Raw genomic sequence first — 21532 nt, forward strand, 5'->3', positions numbered from 1 at the left:
ATCAACACTACGGACACCCCTACTTCTCCGATGACGCGGCCCCCGGCGCATCCATTGCAGGCTCCAACTCAAGAAAACCGGTTGTTGGCATGAAGATTCGCGTCGCGCTTGTTTCCGCATTGCTGGCCGTATCGGGCTGCACCACCTTGGGCGGCAAGGGCCCGACCGTGGCGGCGACACCGGTCTCGACGCCACCGGCGAGCGGCAAGGTCGTCACCAAATCGATCATTTCCGCCATGGGTGGCGGCCTCATTGGCGGGTCGATCGGCAATGGCCTGAGCGAGACGGAGAAGCGAAGCGCGCTCGAGGCCGAATACAAGGCGCTGGAATACAACACCAGCGGCCAGAAAGTGACGTGGAAAGGCGATCAGGCCGCGCGCTATGGCGAGGTCGTTCCAGCCCAGCCTTATCGCGTCGGCTCGCAGGACTGTCGCCAGTATACGCAGACGGTGTTCACCGGCGGCGCCAGTGTCACGGCGCACGGAACGGCCTGCCGCAATTCCGACGGCAGTTGGACGCCATTGACTTAGCCGGTCGGGTCCGGTTGCGATCCGGGCCCTTGATGTCGATCAAGGACATCCGGCGCGCCGGCCGTCAAAGCGTCGCAGGATGCCTCTGTTGGCAGGGCAGGGCTCTGCCGTTATTGGAAGAACCATGCTGTTCTGGGTCATAGCCGCAATTCTCACGCTGGGCGCCAGCCTTGCGGTGCTTTTGCCGTTGTCTGGGTCCTACAAGGGTGCGTCATCGAGCGGCGACCACGATCTGGAAGTCTATCGCGATCAATTGTCCGAGCTCGACCGCGATGCCGCGCGCGGCCTGATCGGGCCTGCCGAAGCGGCCGAGGCGCGCGCCGAGATCGCCCGCCGTATCCTTCGCCTGGGCAACGCGGATATCGCCGGCGACACGTCCGGCAAGTCGGCATCGGTCACGGCACGGCTTGTCGCGACCGTGGCCGTGCTGGCGGTCCCGTTGGTCAGTTGGGGGCTCTACAGCCAGATCGGCTCGCCTGACTTGCCGTCGCAGCCGCTCAGCGAGCGGCTGGCCAAGAACCCGGCCGACAGTTCGGTCGATGAGCTGGTGGCGCGCGCCGAGGCCCATCTTGCTGCCAATCCTTCCGATGGGCGGGGCTGGGATGTGTTGGCGCCGGTCTATCTGCGCATGCAGCGCTTTGCCGACGCCGCGGCCGCCTATCGCAACGCCGTTCGCCTCGACGGCGACACCGCTGACCGCCAGGCTGGGCTCGGCGAGGCGATCGCCGGTGCCGCGGGCGGTATTGTTTCGGCCGATGCCCAGGATGCCTTCGAGGCGGCCTTGAAGCTTGATCCGGCTAATGCGAAAGCCAGCTTCTATCTGGCCATGGCCTTGGCGCAGGAGGGCCGCGCCAAGGAAGCGGCCGCGGCCTGGCAGGCGATGCTTGGCAAACTGCCGCCGGATTCGCCATGGCGCGGCGCTGTCGAGCAGGCACTGGCCAAATCCGGCAGCCCCGAAATCGCTTCCGGCGCGGCCGCGAAAGGCCCCGACGCCGCCGATGTCGACGCCGCATCCTCCATGTCGCCGCAGGACAGGGAAGCCATGATCAACACCATGGTCGCCGGCCTCGACGACAAACTTCGTCAAAATCCGCGCGACCCGGAAGGATGGATGCGGCTGGTTCGTTCCTATGTCGTGCTGGGCAAGGCCGACCAGGCGCGCGATGCGCTGGGGCGTGCCATTGCGGTCTTTGGCGCCGACAGTGACGAAGCCAGGAAATTCACCGCCTTGGCCGCCTCGCTCGGCCTGGCGGCGACGGAGTAGAGTGGGACATGACGCGCAAGCAGAAGCGATTGTCGGTGATTTTGGGCGGCTTGGCTTTCCTCGCCGCCGCCACCGGCCTGACTTTCTACGCGCTTGGCCAGAAAGCATCCTATTTCTACATGCCAGCCGATCTGGCCACTGCCAGCGTGCAGCCCGGCCAGCGCATCAGGCTCGGTGGTTTGGTCGAAAAAGGCACCATCCAGCGCGGCCAGGGCGCTACGGTTGCCTTTTCGGTCACCGATACGCACAAATCGGTCAAGGTTACCTATACCGGCATCCTGCCCGACCTTTTCCGCGAGGAGCAGGGCGTCATCACCGAGGGCACCTTCGGCCCCGATGGCGTCTTTGTCGCCGACAGCGTGCTGGCCAAGCACGATGAGCGTTATATGCCCAAGGAAGTTGCCGAGGGCCTGAAGGCCAAGGGTGTCTGGAAGGAGAGCAAGAAGTGAGCAACCCTGGCGGGAGAGCAAGCGTGAGTCGCGGAAATGGTTGAAACCGGACATTTCGCCCTGGTTCTGGCGTTTGCGCTTTCGCTGGTGCAGACCATCGTGCCGCTGTTTGGCGCGCGGCTGAACAACCAGCGCCTGATGGCGGTCGGCGGTCCGGTCGCGGTGACCGGTTTTGCCTTGACGGCGCTGTCCTTCGCAGCACTTGCGAGCGCCTATGCAAGCTCCGATTTTTCGCTGGCGAACGTCTGGGAGAATTCGCATTCGCTGCAGCCGCTGATCTACAAGATCACCGGAACCTGGGGCAATCACGAAGGCTCGATGCTGCTCTGGGTGCTGATCCTGACCTTCTTCGGCGCGCTTGTCGCCGCCTTCGGCTCCAACCTGCCGGCGACGCTGCGCGCCAACGTGCTTGCCGTGCAGGGGGCCATCGGCGCTGCCTTCTTCCTGTTCATCCTGGCGACGTCCAATCCTTTCATCCGGCTCAATCCGGCGCCCATCGAAGGCCGCGATCTCAACCCGATCCTGCAGGACCTTGGCCTCGCCATTCATCCGCCGCTGCTCTATCTCGGCTATGTCGGCTTCTCGATCTGCTTTTCCTTCTCGGTCGCGGCCCTCATCGAGGGGCGCATCGATGCCTCCTGGGCGCGCTGGGTGCGGCCATGGACGCTGGTCGCCTGGATGTTCCTGACCGGCGGCATCGCGATGGGATCGTACTGGGCCTATTACGAGCTCGGCTGGGGCGGTTTCTGGTTCTGGGACCCGGTCGAGAACGCGTCCTTCATGCCGTGGCTTGCGGGCACCGCGCTGCTGCATTCGGCCATCGTCATGGAAAAGCGCTCGGCTTTGAAGATCTGGACGCTTCTGCTCGCCATTTTGACCTTCTCGCTGTCGCTGCTCGGTACCTTCCTGGTGCGTTCGGGCGTCCTGACTTCCGTTCACGCCTTTGCCACCGATCCCACGCGCGGCGTTTTCATCCTGTGCATCCTGACGCTGTTCATCGGCGGCTCGCTGGCGCTGTTCGCGCTGCGCGCCTCGAAGTTGACGGCCGGCGGCTTGTTCCACCCGATCTCGCGTGAAGGCGCGCTCGTCCTCAACAATCTGTTCCTGACCACGGCGGCCGCCACCGTGCTGGTCGGCACGCTCTATCCGCTGGCGGTCGAGGCTTTTTCGGCCGACAAGATTTCGGTCGGAGCGCCGTTCTTCAACCTCACCTTCGCGCCGCTGATGGTGCCGCTGCTGGTTATGGTTCCGTTCGGGCCGCTGCTGGCCTGGAAGCGCGGCGATGTCTTTGGCGTCGCACAGCGCTTGATGGTGGCGTTCGCGGCCGCCCTTCTGGCGACGCTGGTCACTGCCTTGTTTATTGACGGCGCTTCGGTGCTTGCCGCGCTTGGCGTCGGCCTTGCCGTCTGGCTGATCCTTGGCGCGCTGACCGACCTCGCCGTCAAGGCAGGGGTAGGCCATGCCGCCACGCCTGTCATGGCCAGGCGCCTGGTTGGCTTGCCACGCTCGGTCTTCGGGACTGCTTTCGCGCATCTTGGCCTTGGCTTGACCGTGCTCGGCATTGTCGGCACGCTCTGCTTTGGCACGGAGAAGATCTTGTCCATGCATGCCGGTGAAACCGTGGAAATCTCTGGCCGCACGGTTCGTTTCGTCGGCCTCTATCCTGCCCAGGGGCCGAACTACAGCGAGGATCGCGGCCGTTTCGAACTGATCGGCGTCAGCGGCAGTCCCGTCGGCGAAATCAGTTCCGCCAAGCGTTTCTATCCGGTGCGGCAGATGACGACGACGGAGTCCGGCATCAAGACGATAGGCCTCTCCCAGCTCTACATTTCGCTCGGCGACGAGGGCAAGGACGGCTCGGTCGTCGTGCGTCTGTGGTGGAAGCCGCTGGTGACGCTGATCTGGGGCGGCGGCCTGGTGATGATGGCGGGTGCGGCCATGTCGCTGATGGACAGGCGCCTGCGGGTCGGCGCGCCTTCGCGCCGCCGCAAGCAGACCGAAGCCGTGGCAAGCGCGAGCCAGCCATGAGCGCAAGGCTTTCGCTGAGCTCGATCGTCTTGCTGCTGGCCTTGTTCTTCGCGGGCACGGCAATGGCGGTGAAACCTGACGAGATGCTGGCCGACCCGGCCCTGGAGGCGCGGGCGCGGGCGTTGTCGGAAGGCTTGCGCTGCATGGTCTGCCAGAATCAGTCGATCGACGAGTCCGACGCCGACCTTGCCCGCGACCTGCGTATCCTGGTGCGGCAACGCCTCGTTGCCGGCGATACCGATCGGCAGGTGATGGACTATGTGGTTTCTCGCTACGGCGAGTTCGTGCTGCTGAAGCCACGTTTTGACTTGAGGAATGCTCTGCTTTGGGGCACGCCGGTGCTGTTGCTGCTGGTTGGAGGCATGTTTATCGCACTCAGCGCTCGGTCGCGCCGGGAGTTGGCGACAAAATCGCTCTCGGCCGACGAGCAGGCAGCATTGGACGCGATCCTGCACCGCGACTGACAGCCCGGTCGCCCGCAAACATTACCAAAGTTTCATGCGTCGGAAATGGCGCTGTAATGTCCGCCGCTCTAATTCTCATTCCCTGAGGATGCCTATCAACGCGCGTCCCTTTGAAAGAGGATACGAGACCCCATGATTACTGCCCCCAATTCATATTCCCGCACCCGCAAGCGTCTTCTCGCCGCCGCCGCCTCGCTCGCTATTGCAGGCGCGATCGGCGTTGGCGCGCTGACCAGTGGAACCAGCCCTGTCCTGGCCGATGCCGTGCGTGTCGAGGCTCCGCAGGTTCCGAGCTTCGCCGATGTCGTGGAACGCGTTTCGCCAGCCGTGGTCAGCGTCAAGGTCAAGGCCAAGATCCAGCCGACGGCCGATGACGGCTCCGACGGCCAGGATGGTTTCGACAATCTTCCCAACAATCCGCAGCTGCGCCGTTTCTTCAAGGAATTCCGCGGCTTTGGCGACCAGAACGGTGACGGTCATCGCCGCTTCGGCCACCGCGACCGCAACAACGACCAGCCGCGTCCGGTGGCTCAGGGCTCAGGCTTCTTCATCTCCGAGGACGGCTATCTCGTCACCAACAACCACGTCGTCGAAGAAGGCACCGCCTTCACCGTGGTGACCAACGACGGCAAGGAACTCGACGCCAAGCTGATCGGCACCGATCCGCGCACCGATCTCGCCGTGCTCAAGGTCGATGGTGGCGGCAAGTTCACCTATGTCGACTTCGCCGACGATTCCAAGGTTCGCGTCGGCGACTGGGTCGTGGCTGTCGGCAATCCCTTCGGTCTCGGCGGCACCGTCACCGCCGGCATCGTCTCGGCGCGCGGCCGCGATATCGGCGCCGGTCCCTATGACGATTTCCTCCAGATCGACGCCTCGGTCAACCGCGGCAATTCGGGCGGTCCGACTTTCAACCTCAACGGTCAGGTGGTCGGCATCAACACCGCCATCTTCTCGCCCTCCGGCGGCAGCGTCGGCATCGCCTTCGACATTCCGGCCTCGACAGCCAAGCAGGTCGTCGATGACCTGATGAAGAATGGCGCGGTGCAGCGCGGCTGGCTCGGCGTCGAAATCCAGCCGGTCACCTCCGACATCGCTGAATCGCTGGGCCTGAAGTCCAACAACGGCGCCCTGGTTTCGAGCGCCCAGGACGATGGCCCTGGCAAGAAGGCCGGCATTACAGCCGGCGACGTGATCACCCAGGTCGATGGCAAGGACGTTGCCTCACCGAAGGAACTCGCCCGCCTGATCGGCGCCTATTCGCCGGGCAAGTCCGTGGACGTCACAGTGTGGCGTGACGGCAAGAGCCAGACGGTCAAGGTCGATCTCGGCAAACTGCCGGCAAGCGACAAGCAGGCGTCGGCCGACCAGCAGCAGCAACCCGCCGCGCCGGCAAAGCCGGACACGCTGGGCAATCTCGGCCTCACCGTCACCAAGTCCGAAAACGGCAAGGGGCTGGTGGTGACAGACGTCGACCCCGACAGCGCCGCCGCCGATCGCGGCATCCAGCCGGGCGACGTCATCACGGCGGTCAACTCGGCGGAGGTCAACGGCACCGAGGACATCGCCAAGGCCATGGCCGATGCGGTCAAGTCCGGACGCAAGGCCGTGCTGATGCAGATCACACGTGACGACAACAACCGCTTCGTCGCGCTGCCGGTCGCCAAGGGCTGAGACGGCTTTTCCAGTGCGGCGGTTTCAACACCCCCGAGTCGCCGCACGGGAAGGCAAGAAGGAGAGCCGTTAGTCAGTCATCGCGCTCTCCTTCAGCGGCAGCGGGCTTCCCATCGCCCGCTGCCGCGCACCGCTTCCGCCTGATCGCGCTTGCGCCCGACACCACCCGGTGCGGCGATTGCAGGGTAACGGCATGACCGGGAACTGACATGTTCGGCGTAACCATGCCACGGAACAAAGATTTTATCGCGCACGACCACGATCATCTTGATCGTGACGCGCTTTGGCAAAGGCTAGAATGCAGATGCCGGCTACTCAACCTTCCAGCGAAATCGCGTATAACGGCCCTATGAAGATTCTCGTCATAGAAGACGATCGCGAGGCTGCTGATTATCTGCAGAAAGCCTTTACCGAAGCCGGTCATACGGCGCATGTCGCGGGCGACGGCGAGACCGGCTTCGCGCTTGCCGATGCGGGCGATTATGACGTGATGGTCATCGATCGGATGATGCCGCGCCGCGACGGCCTGTCGGTCATCGCCGCTCTCCGCTCCAGGGGCAACACGACACCGGTGCTCATCCTCTCGGCGCTCGGCGAGGTCGATGACCGGGTCACCGGCCTGCGCGCCGGCGGAGACGACTATCTGACCAAGCCCTATGCCTTTTCCGAACTTCTGGCGCGCGTCGAGGTGCTGAACCGGCGCGCCAGCGCCAAGGAGGCCGAGACCGTCTACCGGGTTGGCGACCTCGAACTCGACAGGCTGTCGCATTCTGTCCGCCGGGCGGCGCGCGAGATCACGCTGCAGCCGCGCGAATTCCGCCTGCTCGAATATCTCATGCGCCATGCCGGCCAGGTTGTGACGCGCACCATGCTGCTCGAAAATGTCTGGGATTATCATTTCGATCCGCAGACCAATGTCATCGATGTCCATGTCTCACGGCTGCGCGGCAAGATCGAAAAAGGCTTCGACAAGCCGATCCTGCACACCGTTCGCGGTGCCGGTTACATGCTGAAGGGCGGCTAGAGCATGATCCCGAGGAAGTGGGAGCCGGTTTTCGCTGGAGATCGTGCTCCGACAAAGAGAGGGATCAAAATGACGTTTCAACCGAACGTCATCCTGGTCTAGGCGGCAGCATGGCGCTTTCTGTGCCCGCCATCATGAAGACGACGGCAGCGCGGCTCTCGGCGCTTTATCTCCTGCTGTTCGCGCTCTGCGCCGTGCTGCTTGTCTTCTACATGACCTCGCTGTCGGCGCGCATGCTGACCGCGCAGACGCAGGAGACCATCAACGACGAGGTGCTCGGCCTAGCCCGCGCCTATCAGCGCGGTGGCCTGCCGGTATTGGTCCGCGTGGTCGAGGCCCGTTCGCGCCAACCCGGCGCCAACCTCTATCTGATCGCCGATGCCAACGGCCAGATTCTGACAGGCAATGTGCAGAGCCTCGAACCGGGGGTGATCGACACAGAGGGCTGGACGACCGAGCCGTTCTCCTACAAGCGCTTCGGCGAGGGTGAGCTTGATCGCCTGCGTAACGCGACGCCCGACCAGACGACGCCTCCTTCGGCTGGCGGGAATGCGGCGCCGCAGGCCGAAGGCGAAAAGGGGCACAATGCCATTGCGCTGGTGCTGCGGCTGCCCAACCAGATGATCATGCTGGTAGGGCGCGATCTTGGCGAACCGGAGCGTTTTCGCGCCGTCATCCGCCGCGCGCTCACGCTGGCGCTCGGCATGATGGGTCTGGGCGGCATCCTGATCTGGTTCTTTGTTGGTCGCGCGGCGTTGAAGCGCATCGACGGCGTTTCGGAGGCAAGCCGGCGCATTATGGGCGGCGATCTCAGCGGCCGGCTGCCGGTGACTGGCGCCGGTGACGAGTTCGACCGGCTTTCGGAAAATCTCAATGCCATGCTGGCCAGGATCGCCACGCTCAACGAAGGCCTGAAGCAGGTTTCCGACAACATCGCGCATGACTTGAAGACGCCGCTGACCCGGTTGCGCAACCGGGCCGAAGCGACGCTGTCCGGCAAGCAGAAACCGTCGGACTATCGGCAGGCGCTGGAAGCCACCATCACCGAGTCCGACCATCTGATAAAGACCTTCAACGCCATCCTGATGATCTCCCGGCTGGAGGCTGGGTATTCTTCGGAGCACACCAGCCGCGTCGATCTGGCGGCGGCGGTGCGTGATGTGGTCGAACTCTACGAGCCGGTGGCCGAGGAGGCTGGCGTTTCACTGGACGCCGAGGTGAACGGTGCTTTTGTCGTTGACGGCAACCGCGAGTTGATCGGCCAGGCGCTCTCCAACATCGTCGATAACGCGATCAAGTACTCGACCGATTCCACATCCAAGCCGGCGGTCCGTGTGGCGCTTGAACGCACGCATGGCGAGATCAGGCTTTCGGTCATGGACAACGGCCAAGGCATTCCCGACGATGCCGATCGCGCCCGGGCGACGGAGCGCTTCGTGCGACTGGAGAAGAGCCGTTCGCAGCCTGGTTCCGGCCTTGGCCTGAGCCTCGCCAAGGCGGTGATGACATTCCATTACGGCCGGCTTGACCTGTTGCCTGGCAATCCGGGACTATCCGTGGTCATGAGTTTCCCCGCACGGGAGGACCACTGATGGCGGCCGTTGCCAAGCGGAGCAAGACAGACTGGCTGCTGAGGCTGCAAACCCTGCTGGCTCCACTCGACGAGGGCCGGGCAGGACAGGAACTGGCCGAAATCGCCGACGCAGCGCGCGAAGAAGCGTTGGCACGGACGGCCAAATTCCTGGCCGGCAAGGGGGAGGCGCAAGATTTCCTGGCCGCCGTCTTCGACCTTTCGCCGTTCCTGCGTGATACTGCCCGCCGCCGCCCGCAAATCCTGGACGGCTTGTTCGATCTGCCGATCGAAGCCCGTCTGAAGGTGATAACCGCCGCGATCGAGCAGGCGCCGCTGGCGGAAACGGTCTCGGAATCCGGCCTGATGATGGACCTGCGCCTGCATAAGGCCGAGGCGCATTTCCTGATCGCGCTCGGCGATCTCTCGGGCGAAGCAGACACCTCGCTGACTGTAAGGCGGTTGAGCGATCTCGCCGACGCCTGCACCCGCGCGGCCGTCGATTTCCTGCTGCGTGACGCGCACGGCCAGGGCAAGCTCAGACTGCCCGACCTCGACAGTCCGTCGCATCAATCGGGCTGGATCCTGCTCGGCATGGGCAAGCTCGGCGCGCATGAGCTGAATTTCTCCTCCGACATCGACCTCGTCGTGTTCTTCGATCCGGAAGCGCCCGCCGTGGTCGATCCACTCGACGCTACCGACCTGTTTTCACGCCTGACGCGCCGGCTGGTGCGCATCCTGCAGGACCGCACCGAGCACGGCTATGCCTTCCGCACCGATCTGAGATTGCGTCCCGATCCCGGTTCGACCCCGTTGGCGATTCCGGTTGAAGCCGCGCTGCGCTACTACGAAGCGCGCGGCCAGAACTGGGAGCGTGCCGCGATGATCAAGGCGCGCCCGGTGGCCGGCGATCTCGCCGCGGGCGATGCCTTTCTCAAGGAGCTGCAGCCCTATATCTGGCGCAAATACATGGACTACGCCGCCATTGCCGACGTCCATTCGATCAAGCGCCAGATTCATGCCCATAAGGGCCATGGCGAGATCGCCGTGAAGGGGCACAACGTCAAGCTTGGGCGCGGCGGCATCCGCGAAATCGAGTTCTTCGTCCAGACCCAGCAACTCATCGCCGGCGGTCGCTTCCCGGAACTGCGTGGCCGCGAAACCGTACCGATGCTTGGTCAACTCGCGGCCCGAGGCTGGATCACATCGGACGCGCGTGACGCGCTCTCCCGCCAATACTGGTTCCTGCGCCGGGTCGAACACGCCATCCAGATGGTGGCCGACGAGCAGACGCACACGCTGCCGGAAGACGACGAAGGGCTGGAGCGCATCGCCCGCATGCTGGGCTTTGCCGACGCGGCCGCGTTTGCCGGGGCGTTCCGTGCCTCGCTGCAGCAGGTCGAGCGCCATTATGCCGCGCTGTTCGAAACCGCGCCCGAGCTTTCGGCGGGCATCGGCAACCTTGTCTTTACCGGTGACGTCGACGATCCGGACACACTGCGGACGCTGCATGGTCTCGGCTTTCAGCGGCCAAGCGATATCTGTCGTGTCATCCGCGGCTGGCATTTCGGGCGCTATCGCGTCACCCAGTCGGCGGAGGCGCGCGAGCGGCTGACCGAATTGACGCCGGCCCTGCTCAAGGCCTTCGGCCAGACGCGCCGGGCCGACGAGGCCCTGGTCCGTTTCGACGAATTCCTCGCTGGCCTGCCGGCCGGCATCCAGCTGTTCTCGCTGTTGCAGTCGAACCCCGCATTGCTCAAGCTGATGGCTACGATCATGGGCGCGGCGCCCCGGCTGGCGGCGATCATTACCCGCCGGCCGCATGTCTTCGACGGTTTGCTCGACCCGGCATTGCTGACCGAGCTTCCCGATCGCGCCTATCTCTCGGCGAGGCTCTCCGCCTTCCTCGAAGGCGACAGGGCCTATGAGGACGTGCTCGACCGGCTGCGCATATTTGCGTCCGAACAGAAATTCCTGATCGGTGTGCGGCTGCTCGCGGGCTCGATCGATCCCGCCCGCGCCGGCCGCGCCTTCTCCGATCTCGCGGACCTGACCATCGCGGCGGCGTTGCAGGCGGTGACCGCCGAATTCGCGGTGCGCCACGGTAAGATCGCCGGTGGCGTGGTTTCGCTGCTCGGCATGGGCAAGCTCGGCAGCCGCGAATTGACCGCCGGATCGGATGTCGATCTCATCCTGCTCTACGATCACGATCCGGAGGCCGAGGATTCCGATGGCGAAAAACCGCTGGCGCCGTCGCACTATTATTCCCGCATGACGCAGCGGCTGATATCGGCCGTATCGGCGCCGACGGCGGAAGGGGTTCTCTACGAACTCGATCTTCGGTTGCGGCCGTCCGGCAACAAGGGGCCGGTCGCCACCCATATCGATGCCTTCAAGAAATACCAGCGCCAGGAGGCCTGGACGTGGGAGCACATGGCGCTGTCGCGGGCGCGCGCCATTGCCGGTGATGATGGGTTATGCAGCGAGGTTGAAGCGGAAGTTGCCGCGGTGCTTCGCCAATCACGCGATGCGGCAAAGGTGAGGGCCGAGGCCTCGGACATGCGTGCCATGATCGAGCAGGAAAAGGCGCCCCGCGACCTCTGGGACATCAAGTTGATTCCAGGCGGCCTGATTGATCTCGAATTCATAGCCCAGGTGGCCGTCATCACCGGCCAGGTCGAGGCCGGGCCGCGCGCCACCGGCACGGCCGAAATCCTGTCTCGCCTGACGCCGCGCTTCGCCAATGCCGGGCTCAGGCACGAACTTGGCGATGCCTACGCCCTCTATCTGGCGCTGACCCAGATGACGCGGTTGTGCCTCACCGGACCCTTCGAACGGGACGACGTTCCACCGGGTCTTTCGGATCTGCTTCTGGCGGTCACCGACCTGCCGGATTTCGGTGTGCTGGAAGCACATCTCAAGGAGACGTCGCAAAAGGTCAGGAAAGATTTCGACCTTCTGCTTCGTGCCGGGAGGGCGTGACCAACGACCGTCCGGCCGCATCGGGGGTGACGATGCAACAGGAGAAAACCATGAGAAAGACAACCAAGCTCGCACTTGCCTTCATCGCCATGGCCGGAGCCGTCGGTGGCGCCGCCTATGCCGAGAACGTCGACAGTGCGAAGATGCGTGAGCGCACACTGATGCGGCTCGACAAGGCAATGAAGGACAATGGCGGAACCATCACCTTCGACCAGTTCTCCAATATCATGGACGCGCGGCTCAAGAAGCTTGTGGCCGACAATGGCGGCAAGCTGACGGTCGCTCAACTCGCCGACGCGCTGGAGAAGGCGCGTTTCGAGCGTATGGCCAGGCGCATCATCGCCCGCTATGACACCAAGGGCGACGATAGCCTGACGTCGGATGACATCGCCAGTCGTGAGAAGAAGGTCTTCGCGCTGCTCGACAAGAACAATGACGGCAAGATCGAGAACCGTGAACTGCCGAAGAGCGGGCGCCTTGGCCGCCATCGCCAGGGAGGCGACGACGAAAACGGCATGCAGTGAGGCTCGCTGACGCAGGCTCCGGCGCAGTCGGCCGGAGCCTGCCGCTCAGGCCGCGACTTTGACCGCGGGCGGTGCCTTCTTCACCGGAATGCGCACCGACACGATCGTGCCGACACTTTCGGTGGAGCGGATCTTCAGTGCGCCGCCCTGCAACTCGGCCAGCGAGCGTGAGATGGCAAGGCCAAGACCCGAGCCGGCATGGTTCTTGGAAAACTGGTTCTGAACCTGCTCGAAGGGGCGCCCGAGCTTGCCGAGGGCCTCTTTCGGGATGCCGCAGCCATTGTCCTCGATCGTCAGCACCAGCGCGCCTGACGTGTTGCGGGCCCTGACCGAAATGTGGCCGCCCTGACCGGTGAATTTCACCGCGTTGGACAGGAGGTTGATGACGATCTGCTTGATCGCCCGGCGATCGGCGAACAGCGTCAGCGCGTCGGCGATACGGGTTTCCACGGTGATCGCCTTCTGCGCCGCTTGCAGCGAGACGACACGCACGGTCTCGCTGATCAGCGGACCGAGGTCGATCTGCTCCTGGTCGAGCGAGAACTGGCCGGCTTCGATCTTGGACATGTCGAGAATGTCGTTGATGACGCCGAGCAGGTATTTGCCGCTGCTGTTGATGTCGGTGGCGTACTCCTCGTAGCGCTCCGAGCCCAGCGGGCCGAACAGCCCCTGTTCCATCAGTTCGGAAAAGCCGATGATGGCGTTGAGCGGCGTGCGCAATTCGTGCGACATATTGGCTAGGAATTCGGATTTGGCCCGGTTCGCCGCTTCGGCGCGTTCGGTTTCCTTCATGTATTTGCGGTTGAGGTCGACGAGTTCGCGGGACCGTTCTTCTTCGGCCCTGCGGGCAAGGCTCAGATCATGGATCGTCGCCATCAGCCGGCGCTCACTGTCGACCAGCTTTTCCTGGTGCAGCTTGATCTGGGTGATGTCGGACCCGACCGAGACGATGCCGCCGTCCCTGGTCCTGAGTTCGTTGACCTGAAGCCAGCGGCCATCGGACAACTGCCTTTCGAACGTGGCGCCGCCTTGCGGACCGTTGGTGTTGGCGAGCCGGCGCTCGGAAGCAAACGCCAGCATCCGCTCTTCCAGCGACACGCGCGTCACGCCTGGCATCACGTCGCGATCCGAGAGCCCGTTGTCCTGCTGGTATTTGGAATTGCACATGATCAAGCGTTGAGCCGAATCCCACAGGACGAAGGATTCATTGATGTTCTCGATCGCGGTCCTGAGGCGCAGATCGGCCGCCTCGGACCGAAGCGCCAGATGGCGTTGCTCGGTGACGTCGACGGCGATGCCGATGAGCTGGATTTCGGGTGCCTCGGGATCCATGACCTGGGCACGGGCGCGCATCCACACCCACTGGCCATCGGCGTGCCGCATCCGGAACACCTGGTCGATGTGGTCGATCTCGCGGGCGACGATCCTGTTGGCGAGCGTGAACAGATCGCCGTCCTCGGGATGGATGATCTCGTCGACCTCGCCGAAGGACAGCATCGTCTCGCAGGGCTCGTAGCCAAGCATGTCGTACATCGAGCGCGACCAGTACATCTTGCCGCGCACCATGTCCCAGTCCCACAGGCCGCAGCGGCCGCGCACCAGCGCCATGTCGATGCGCTGATGTGCCTCCAGATAGATGCGATCGGCTGCCTGCGCGCGCGCCGCCTGCCCGAAATAGGCATAGAGGACGATGATCAGGACGCCGGCCGTCAGCACGAACAGGGTGACATTCAACGAGACGGTCTTGCGCCAGGCGTCGAAGACCGCCTCTTGCGGCACCAGCGCCGCCGCGGCTCCCTTTCTGTCCCTGGACAGGCTGACCGCGGCGTACCAGTCCTGCCCGCCGATGTTGACCTCCATGACACCGGCGCGATCGCCGAACATGAACAAGGGCTGGCCGCCCTGGACGAGGCCGTCGAGTGAATGGCCTTGCCAGGGAACCGAACGCGGCGTCACCGCGGTGATCTTGAAGGCGCTGTCGGTGATGACCAGCACATGGCTGCGGCCCATCGCGCCCTGGCGGCTGGTGGTCTCCAGCAGGTTCTGGGTGGCGCCCGGCAGCGTGTCCGATGTGGTGGCGAGCGAGCTGGCGAGCTGTGCGGCGGCCAATGTCAGGACCGCCTTTGCATCCCGCTCTACATCGTCCCGCTCGTTCATCAGCGAGAGCACGCGAAGCGCCGCGATGACGATCAGGAAGATGACGATGAGGGCAGGTATGGACCGGCGCAGCAGCGGTTCGGCGGCCAGAAGGCGCTTATAGGCTGGTTCGGCGATGAGCCGCGCATTGCCGGCAAGGCCGTCGCTACGCGTCTTTCGACGCGCAAAAGCCATCCCACCGGGCGCGCCCCACGCGTCCGCCTTCGCCATAAATGGCACTCCCCGATTTCAGTATGCCGCATTTCTATGTGCTGGTGATCCGGCAACACCGCACGTCCGAATCGTCCTTAAAGAATCAAAGGTGATTCGCCTTGTCCAGTGGCCCGGCGAAAAAAAGATTAAAAATCGAATAAAATAATGGGCTTTTTGGAAGTTGGGCGGCTCAGCTTTCCCGCATGGGAGAAGGCAAGGGGCGCCTAGGCCAGCGTGCGCTCGACGATATCGCGCAGATCAGCCGACAGGTTTTCGGCATTGGCGATCGAAACCAGCGCTTCCCGGGCCCTGGCTTGCCGGCCCGGTTCGAGCGAACGCCAGGACCTGAGCGCCGTCGCCAGCCTTGCCGCCACTTGCGGGTTGCGCTTTTCCACCTCGAGCACCGTCTGCACGAAGAAACGGTAGCCTTCGCCGTCGGCGCGGTGAAAGCCGGTCTGGTTGGCGCTGGAGAATGTGCCGACCAGCGAGCGCACCCGGTTCGGGTTGCCCATCGAGAAGGCCGGATGGGCGGTCAGGGAGCGGACCGTGTCCACCGCTTGCGGCCCCGGCACGCTGGCCTGGATCTGGAACCATTTGTCCATCACCAGCGGGTCGGACGCATATGTTTGTTCGAATGCCCCCAGCGCCTTTTTCGCCTCCGGCGATCCGTGGTGACGCTGCGCCAGCACGGCCAATGCCGCCGCGCGGTCGGTCATGTTGGTCGCGGATTGGAAATGTCTGGCCGCCACTGCCGATCCACCAGGCAGCAGCGAGAGATAATCCAGCAGAATGTTGCGCAAGGCGCGCCGTCCCGCGCTCGCCGCGTCGGGGCTGAAAGCGGCCTTGTCGGCCAGACTGTCGTAGAGGCCGGAAAATGCCTTGCCATTGGCCGTGCCGATCGCCAGCGCCAGCGCCTGTCGCGCCGCGTGGATGGCGTCCGGATCGATGTTCTTGCCGATGTCACGCGCAATGTCGGCATCACCAGGCAGCGCCAGGGCCAGGGCCCGGTAGGCTGGCTCGAGCGTCTCGTCACCGGCGATGCCGCCGGCAAGCTCGGTCAGCCGTGGCGCGAAGTTCGGCTGTTTGCCGCCAAGGACCTGGCGGAAGGCCGCGATCAGCGCATCGGTGAGCAGCGTGTTGAAGGCCTGCCAGCGCGAGAAGGCGTCGCTGTCATGGCGAGCGAGGAAGAACTGGTCGGCCGCCTTCTGCTCGACCGACAGTGTCACCGGCGCCGAAAAGCCGCGATTGAGCGACACCGCGGGCCGTTCGGCAACGCCTGAAAAGCGCACCATGTGGCGGCGCTTGCGGATATGGATGACGCCATCCTGGACGCTTGCGCCCTCGACGCCGTCGTACTCCACCGGCTTGCCGCCGGGGCCGATCAGGCCGAAGGCGAGCGGTATATGCATCAGCCGCTTGCGGCTTTCGAAGGGTGTCGGCGGCACCGACTGCTCTATCTCGAGCGTGAATTCCCGTGCGGCCGGATTGTGCGTCGAACTCACGGTCAGGTTGGGCGTGCCTGCCTGATGATACCAGAGCGAGAATTGCGAAAGGTCGCGGCCGGACGCGTCCTCGAACACGTTTATGAAGTCCTCGATGGTCGCGGCTTCCCCATCATGCCGTTCGAAATAAAGGTCCATGCCGGCGCGAAATGCCTCGGGCCCGAGAATGGTGCGGATCATGCGCACCACTTCGGAGCCTTTTTCGTAGACCGTCGCCGTGTAGAAATTGTTGATTTCGCGGTATCGGCGCGGCCGCACCGGATGCGCCAGCGGACCCTGGTCCTCGGGAAACTGGTGGGCCCGCAGCGTGCGCACTTCGGCGATGCGCTTGACCGAGCGCGAGCGCTGGTCGGCCGAGAACTCATGATCGCGGAAGACCGTCAGCCCTTCCTTCAGGCAAAGCTGGAACCAGTCGCGGCAAGTGATTCTGTTGCCTGTCCAATTGTGGAAATATTCGTGCGCGATGATCGCCTCGATATTGGCGAAATCGGCGTCCGTCGCCGTCTCCTGGTCGGCCAGAACGTATTTGTCGTTGAAGATATTGAGTCCCTTGTTCTCCATCGCGCCCATGTTGAAGTCCGACACGGCGACGATGTTGAAGACGTCGAGGTCGTACTCGCGGCCAAACGCCTCCTCGTCCCATCGCATCGACCGCTTCAGCGCATCCATGGCATAGCCGGCGAGCCTCTCCTTGCCGGGCTCGACATAGATGCCGAGCTCGACCTTGCGGCCGGACATGGTGACGAAACTGTCGGCGAGCTGGCCGAGATTCCCGGCCACCAGCGCGAACAGGTAGGACGGCTTGGGGAAGGGGTCGTGCCATCTGGCATAGTGCCAGCCATCGGCGAGATCGCCGTTCTCGACCGGATTGCCGTTGGACAGGAGCAGCGGCGCCTCGTCGCGCCGCGCCTCGATCCGCACCGTGTAGACGGACAGGATATCGGGGCGATCGAGGAAATAGGTGATGCGGCGAAAACCCTCCGCCTCGCACTGCGTGCAGTAGACGTTGTTAGAGCGGTAAAGGCCCATAAGGGCTTCATTGCCGGCTGGCGCCAGTTCGGTTTCGATCAGCAACTGGAAGCGGCGTGCCGCCGGCGGCTTGAGCAGGGTCAATTGGTCGGGGCTCGCCAGCAGATCAGCCGGTTTCACCGCCCTGCCGTCGATCTCGATGCGCTTGAGCGTCAATCCGTCGCCGTCGAGCACCAGCGGAGCCGATTTCGATTTGCCCTCGCGGCGCTCGACGGTCAGTATAGCGGTGACGGCCGTGGCCCGTGGCGAAAGACGGAAGTCAAGGTTGGTTTCCGGAATGAGGTAGTCGCTGGGGCGATAGTCTTCGAGTTTGAAGACCTGGCCTGTATCGGTGCGCATTCCCTGGCTTTTCCTGTTTTTCGGGGACCGGATGTGATCTGACCGGTCCAAAAAATTCGAAGCCCGCGCTCTTTACACGAAACAGCCCCTCGACAAAACTGCGGCACGGCCTAATTCAGGCCTTCCTTTCAGCGTCGCGAGGCAGTCATGACCGCCGTCACACCGAAAGTCGGGATGGGCGCTTTCTCAGGCGTCAGGGAGACCGATATCCCGGCGCGCATTCTGGCGGCGATCGGGAGCGCATCGCCGGCGTGACATCAGAGGCGGGGGCGCAACCGGAAACGACGGGCGGCCACGATACGCTGAGGGGTATCGTGCTGAAGATCGTCTCCGTGGCGGTGTTTGTCGGCATGCAAACCTGCATCAAGTCGGCTGGCGACGTGCCCGCCGGCCAGATCGTCTTCTTCCGGTCCTTCTTCGCCATTTTCCCGATCATTGCCTTCCTGGCATTGAAGGGACATCTGGCAACGGCATTCGTCACGCAGCGTCCCTTCAACCACGTCGCGCGTGGCGTCGTCGGCGTCGGTGCCATGGGGCTCGGCTTTTTCGCGCTCACCAGGCTGCCTTTGCCGGAAGCGATCACCCTGAACTATGCGCAGCCGCTGCTGGTCGTGGTGTTCTCCTCGGTCTTCCTCGGCGAGACCATCCGTGTCTATCGCTGGAGCGCTGTCGCGGTCGGCCTCATAGGCGTGCTCATCATTTCCTGGCCGGAATTGACGCTGCTCAATTCCGATGAAGGGCTCGACGATCAGGAGGTTCTGGGCGTCATGGCCGCGCTGGTGGCCGCGGCAATCTCGGCCGTAGCCATGCTCCTCGTGCGCAACCTGGTGCAGACGGAGAAGACGGCGACCATCGTGTTGTGGTTCTCGTCGACGGCGAGCGTGCTCTCGCTGCTGACGCTGCCCTTCGGCTGGCAATCGCTGACGCAAATGCAAGCCGCGCTCCTCATCCTGGCCGGTTTTTGCGGCGGGCTCGGACAGATCCTGATGACGGCGGCCTATCGCCATGCAGAGGCCTCGGTCGTGGCGCCTTTCGAATACACCTCGATGGTCCTTGGCGTGGTCGTCGGCTATCTGGTTTTCGGCGACGTGACCTCGTCCAGCACACTGGTCGGTGGTGTGATCGTGGTGGCCGCCGGCATCTTCATCATCTGGCGTGAAAGGCAACTGGGCCTGGAACGTACGCGAACGCGCAAGGTGGCGTTGCCAGAAGGCTGATCACGAACGGTCCGACCGCTCCTTTGCCAGCCGCACCAGTACCGCTCGCGTCTGCTCGTCGGCTGGGAAGAAGGATTCGATCGCCAGCTCCGACAGGGTCACGTCGAGAGGTGTGCCGAACACGGTGATGGTGCTGATGAACGACAGCACCTGATCGCCATGGGCAAGCCTGAGCGGGTGCACGATGGCATTCGGCTCGACGGGCGCCGGCCGGCTGCCCTTGAGGCCCGAAGGATAGCCGCGCAGTTCGCGCTCCAGTTCGACCAGCACCGGGTCGCCGGCGGCGTCGTTCTGGTGCTTGAGCCGCTCGAGCAGGTGCGTGCGCCACTCCTGGAGGTTGACGATGCGCGGCGCAATGCCGCCGGGATGCAGGGAGAGGCGAAGCACATTGACGGGTGGCGTCAGCAGCGAAGCCTCGCTGACATCGGCGAGAAAGGGAGCGATCGCTGTATTCGCCGACACCAGGTTCCAGTGCCGGTCCACCGCCAGTGCCGGGAAGGGCTCATGGCCCGTGAGCACGGTCTCGACGGCCGCCATCGCCGGCGCCAGCGTCGTATCGGTCAGCGGCCGTTCACTGAAGCTCGGCGCGAAGCCCGCGGCCAGCAGCAACTGGTTGCGCTGCCTGAGCGGGATCGCCAACTGCTCGGCCAGGTGCAGCACCATATCGCGCGACGGTGCAGCGCGACCGCTTTCGACGAAGGACAGATGCCGCTGCGAAATCTCGGCCTCCATGGCGAGGTCGAGCTGGCTCATGCGGCGGCGCGTGCGCCATTCGCGGATGAGACTGCCGGCGGAGGTTTGAGGCGTTGCCATAGCGGATGACTAGGCCGACATAGGGAGCATTTCAATTACCTGCCAGGTCATCGCCAAAGCAGTTCCAGGAAAAGTGCGTAGCGGTTTTCCGTCCGGAATTGCGTAAAAAACAAAAAATCTAGAGCAGCGTCCGCAGCTTCGCCTTCACCTCCAGAAAATCCCGCCATGCGAGCTTCTTGTGCGCGGGAGTCCGTAAGAGATAGGCCGGGTGCAATGTCGGCATGGCAGGAATGGCGATGCCGGAGGCGGTGGTGTGGACGCGCCAATTGCCGCGCAGCCGCAGGATGCCTTCCGAGCTGTTGAGCAAGGTCTTGGCCGACGGGCCGCCGAGATTGACCAGCACCTTGGGATTGACCAGCTCGATCTGACGCTCGATGAACGGCCGGCAGATCTCGGTCTCGTGCGGTGTCGGCGTGCGGTTGCCAGGCGGGCGCCAGGGGATGACATTGGCAATGTAGACCGAGCCGCGGTCGAGGCCGATCGCGGCCAGCATCCGGTCGAGCAGGCGGCCCGAGCGGCCGACGAAAGGCAGGCCCTCGATGTCCTCGTCACGGCCGGGGGCCTCACCGACCAGCATGACAGCGGCTTGCGGGTTGCCGTCGGCGAATACGAGGTTCTTGGCGGTGGCCTTGAGATTGCAGCCCTCGAAGGCGGCCATGTGCTGGCGCAGTTCGTCGAGCGATGCTGCCGCGGTCGCCAGTTGGCGCGCCAGCGCCGCCTGCGCCTCGTCGGGAACGGCCGAGGTCGGCGGGCGCGGGGCCGGAGCATCCGGCACGGCGCGCCCATCGAGGCGGGGAGGTGTCGCGGGCGGCTCCGGCGCGCTGCTTGCGTGTGGCGTCGTCGTCGGCAGGCGCTCCACCGGCTTCGGCGCTGCCTCCGCGAACCGGTTTACCGGCGCGTCTTCCAAAGCATCGTCGACACCCGCGCTGGCATAGAAGGCGAGCAGATCGGCGAAATCGACCGGATTGTTTGCAGAGGCGGCAGTCATCGCCGCACCATCGTCCGCGCGGCGTCAATTTGCAACCTCGGCGCAGGCCTTGGCGACAGCCAATCCGCTTGCCAAGGCGAGGTTGCGATCTAGCCGGTGGGTATGCGTGGATCCTGCACGAGATAGAAGGTCCATCGCGGCGTGTAGTCGGTCATCAGGAATTCGAAGCTGGCGGTCTTCATCGGATCGATCTTGCCGTTCCTGAACAGCAGCCGGTCATAGGGTTCGAACTCGCGGTCGAAATCGGCGAAGTTGCTCGACCAGATATTGTCGGGCGTCTTGTTGCGTTGGTCGAACGAAAGCCCGTCCCCGAACACGCTTGGCTGATTGAGTATTTCTTGAAGCTCGAACTGGAATTCGATCCAGGCCTGGCCGCTGTTGTTGAGAACGTCGAGGCGCATATACATGATGCCATTGGCGAACTCGCCCGCCTTGCCGAAGGCCTGGATCGGTTTTGTGGTGCGGATGGTCAGCGTCACCGGCGTCGCCGAATTCAGCTCTTCGGTGATGACCAGCGGATCGTCCTTGGTTCCGATGCCGGAGGCTCCTGTGATGTGGAAACCGCCAAGCTCGTCGGAGAATGAGTACGCGCCTGTCGCCCAGACCTTCACTTCATCCGCGACGGCATGGCTCGGCGCCAACATCATAAGGGCCGAAATAACCGCCCGGCAGGCGCGGCCGGGCGTTGATGGAAAGCGCGTCGAAGTGAAGCCGCCTGGCCCGGGAATGCGCATGGCGGAAAGTATGGCCGATAAGCAAGCCGTCGAACAATAAAAAACGCAAGGC

Annotated in this window: 17 protein-coding genes; 11 read left to right on the plus strand and 6 right to left on the minus strand. The window is 64.0% G+C overall.

All coding sequences use genetic code 11. From position 1 onward, the window contains the following. Positions 1-89 precede the first annotated feature (89 nt). The 6 genes from LB556_RS08890 (at position 90) to LB556_RS08915 (ending at position 6409) form a co-directional block, all read left to right on the plus strand. The gene (locus LB556_RS08890) at positions 90-530 is read left to right on the plus strand and encodes a hypothetical protein (protein WP_224566205.1); all 441 of its coding nucleotides are present in this window, start codon (positions 90-92) and stop codon (positions 528-530) included. Between the two features lie 124 nt (positions 531-654). Beyond that, positions 655-1794 (plus strand): c-type cytochrome biogenesis protein CcmI, encoded by a 1140-nt coding sequence (gene ccmI / locus LB556_RS08895; protein ID WP_224566207.1) that lies wholly within the window; start codon positions 655-657, stop codon positions 1792-1794. Positions 1795-1802: 8 nt separating this feature from the next. After that, on the plus strand, positions 1803-2243 hold the full coding sequence (ccmE, locus tag LB556_RS08900; RefSeq protein ID WP_224566209.1) for a cytochrome c maturation protein CcmE: 441 nt from the start codon (positions 1803-1805) through the stop codon (positions 2241-2243). 36 nt (positions 2244-2279) lie between these two features. After that, complete coding sequence (locus LB556_RS08905; RefSeq protein WP_224566211.1) at positions 2280-4271, plus strand: heme lyase CcmF/NrfE family subunit; 1992 nt, start codon at positions 2280-2282, stop codon at positions 4269-4271. Further along, the gene (locus tag LB556_RS08910) at positions 4268-4735 is read left to right on the plus strand and encodes a cytochrome c-type biogenesis protein (RefSeq protein ID WP_224566213.1); all 468 of its coding nucleotides are present in this window, start codon (positions 4268-4270) and stop codon (positions 4733-4735) included. Before LB556_RS08905 ends, LB556_RS08910 begins: the two co-directional genes overlap by 4 nt. 132 nt (positions 4736-4867) lie before the next feature. Continuing rightward, on the plus strand, positions 4868-6409 hold the full coding sequence (locus LB556_RS08915; protein WP_224566215.1) for a Do family serine endopeptidase: 1542 nt from the start codon (positions 4868-4870) through the stop codon (positions 6407-6409). A gap of 92 nt (positions 6410-6501) precedes the next feature. Here the strand turns inward: LB556_RS08915 and LB556_RS08920 are convergent, their stop codons facing one another. Continuing rightward, positions 6502-6699: a hypothetical protein gene (locus LB556_RS08920; RefSeq protein WP_224566216.1), complete on the minus strand. Its 198-nt coding sequence runs from the start codon at positions 6697-6699 to the stop codon at positions 6502-6504. A 59-nt stretch (positions 6700-6758) separates the two neighbouring features. Here LB556_RS08920 and LB556_RS08925 point away from each other — a divergent pair, with 59 nt between their 5' ends. The 4 genes from LB556_RS08925 to LB556_RS08940 all read left to right on the plus strand — a co-directional run bounded on the left by LB556_RS08925 (position 6759) and on the right by LB556_RS08940 (position 12509). Further along, complete coding sequence (locus LB556_RS08925) at positions 6759-7433, plus strand: response regulator transcription factor (RefSeq protein WP_023771592.1); 675 nt, start codon at positions 6759-6761, stop codon at positions 7431-7433. Between the two features lie 110 nt (positions 7434-7543). Next, the gene (locus LB556_RS08930) at positions 7544-9025 is read left to right on the plus strand and encodes an ATP-binding protein (protein ID WP_224566218.1); all 1482 of its coding nucleotides are present in this window, start codon (positions 7544-7546) and stop codon (positions 9023-9025) included. After that, a complete protein-coding gene (locus tag LB556_RS08935; RefSeq protein ID WP_224566220.1) occupies positions 9025-11985 on the plus strand; it encodes a bifunctional [glutamine synthetase] adenylyltransferase/[glutamine synthetase]-adenylyl-L-tyrosine phosphorylase in 2961 nt (986 codons plus the stop codon). The genes LB556_RS08930 and LB556_RS08935 overlap by 1 nt, the downstream gene beginning before the upstream one ends. 50 nt (positions 11986-12035) lie before the next feature. Continuing rightward, positions 12036-12509 (plus strand): hypothetical protein, encoded by a 474-nt coding sequence (locus LB556_RS08940; protein WP_224566222.1) that lies wholly within the window; start codon positions 12036-12038, stop codon positions 12507-12509. Positions 12510-12554: 45 nt separating this feature from the next. Here LB556_RS08940 and LB556_RS08945 read toward each other — a convergent pair whose 3' ends face one another. Then, positions 12555-14876 carry a PAS domain-containing sensor histidine kinase gene (locus LB556_RS08945; protein WP_224566224.1) on the minus strand — a complete coding sequence of 774 codons (2322 nt, stop codon included), beginning with the start codon at positions 14874-14876 and terminating at the stop codon, positions 12555-12557. Between the two features lie 206 nt (positions 14877-15082). Further along, complete coding sequence (gene pepN, locus LB556_RS08950) at positions 15083-17728, minus strand: aminopeptidase N (RefSeq protein WP_224566226.1); 2646 nt, start codon at positions 17726-17728, stop codon at positions 15083-15085. Positions 17729-17979: 251 nt separating this feature from the next. Between pepN and LB556_RS08955 the strand changes: the two genes are divergently transcribed. Continuing rightward, positions 17980-18945 (plus strand): DMT family transporter, encoded by a 966-nt coding sequence (locus LB556_RS08955; protein ID WP_224566228.1) that lies wholly within the window; start codon positions 17980-17982, stop codon positions 18943-18945. Here LB556_RS08955 and LB556_RS08960 read toward each other — a convergent pair whose 3' ends face one another. The 3 genes from LB556_RS08960 to LB556_RS08970 form a co-directional block, all read right to left on the minus strand. After that, positions 18946-19758, minus strand: a complete 813-nt coding sequence (locus tag LB556_RS08960; protein WP_224566230.1) for a helix-turn-helix domain-containing protein — start codon at positions 19756-19758, stop codon at positions 18946-18948. A 118-nt stretch (positions 19759-19876) separates the two neighbouring features. After that, complete coding sequence (locus LB556_RS08965; protein WP_224566232.1) at positions 19877-20746, minus strand: uracil-DNA glycosylase family protein; 870 nt, start codon at positions 20744-20746, stop codon at positions 19877-19879. A gap of 89 nt (positions 20747-20835) precedes the next feature. Further along, entirely contained in the window at positions 20836-21480 is a 645-nt protein-coding gene (locus tag LB556_RS08970; RefSeq protein WP_224566234.1) for a hypothetical protein, read from the minus strand. Between the last annotated feature and the right edge of the window lie 52 nt (positions 21481-21532).

Source organism: Mesorhizobium sp. ES1-4 (assembly GCF_020164745.1).
GTDB lineage: Bacteria > Pseudomonadota > Alphaproteobacteria > Rhizobiales > Rhizobiaceae > Mesorhizobium.

What these genes read in the sequence shown, in the direction of transcription:
- LB556_RS08965 (WP_224566232.1), bottom strand. Translation starts at nt 20,746, where the DNA reads ATGACTGCCGCCTCTGCAAACAATCCGGTCGATTTCGCCGATCTGCTC.
- LB556_RS08915 (WP_224566215.1), top strand. Translation starts at nt 4,868, where the DNA reads ATGATTACTGCCCCCAATTCATATTCCCGCACCCGCAAGCGTCTTCTC.
- ccmI (WP_224566207.1), top strand. Translation starts at nt 655, where the DNA reads ATGCTGTTCTGGGTCATAGCCGCAATTCTCACGCTGGGCGCCAGCCTT.
- ccmE (WP_224566209.1), top strand. Translation starts at nt 1,803, where the DNA reads ATGACGCGCAAGCAGAAGCGATTGTCGGTGATTTTGGGCGGCTTGGCT.
- LB556_RS08890 (WP_224566205.1), top strand. Translation starts at nt 90, where the DNA reads ATGAAGATTCGCGTCGCGCTTGTTTCCGCATTGCTGGCCGTATCGGGC.
- LB556_RS08925 (WP_023771592.1), top strand. Translation starts at nt 6,759, where the DNA reads ATGAAGATTCTCGTCATAGAAGACGATCGCGAGGCTGCTGATTATCTG.
- pepN (WP_224566226.1), bottom strand. Translation starts at nt 17,728, where the DNA reads ATGCGCACCGATACAGGCCAGGTCTTCAAACTCGAAGACTATCGCCCC.
- LB556_RS08940 (WP_224566222.1), top strand. Translation starts at nt 12,036, where the DNA reads ATGAGAAAGACAACCAAGCTCGCACTTGCCTTCATCGCCATGGCCGGA.
- LB556_RS08905 (WP_224566211.1), top strand. Translation starts at nt 2,280, where the DNA reads ATGGTTGAAACCGGACATTTCGCCCTGGTTCTGGCGTTTGCGCTTTCG.
- LB556_RS08960 (WP_224566230.1), bottom strand. Translation starts at nt 19,758, where the DNA reads ATGGCAACGCCTCAAACCTCCGCCGGCAGTCTCATCCGCGAATGGCGC.
- LB556_RS08910 (WP_224566213.1), top strand. Translation starts at nt 4,268, where the DNA reads ATGAGCGCAAGGCTTTCGCTGAGCTCGATCGTCTTGCTGCTGGCCTTG.
- LB556_RS08935 (WP_224566220.1), top strand. Translation starts at nt 9,025, where the DNA reads ATGGCGGCCGTTGCCAAGCGGAGCAAGACAGACTGGCTGCTGAGGCTG.
- LB556_RS08970 (WP_224566234.1), bottom strand. Translation starts at nt 21,480, where the DNA reads ATGCGCATTCCCGGGCCAGGCGGCTTCACTTCGACGCGCTTTCCATCA.
- LB556_RS08930 (WP_224566218.1), top strand. Translation starts at nt 7,544, where the DNA reads ATGGCGCTTTCTGTGCCCGCCATCATGAAGACGACGGCAGCGCGGCTC.
- LB556_RS08945 (WP_224566224.1), bottom strand. Translation starts at nt 14,876, where the DNA reads ATGGCGAAGGCGGACGCGTGGGGCGCGCCCGGTGGGATGGCTTTTGCG.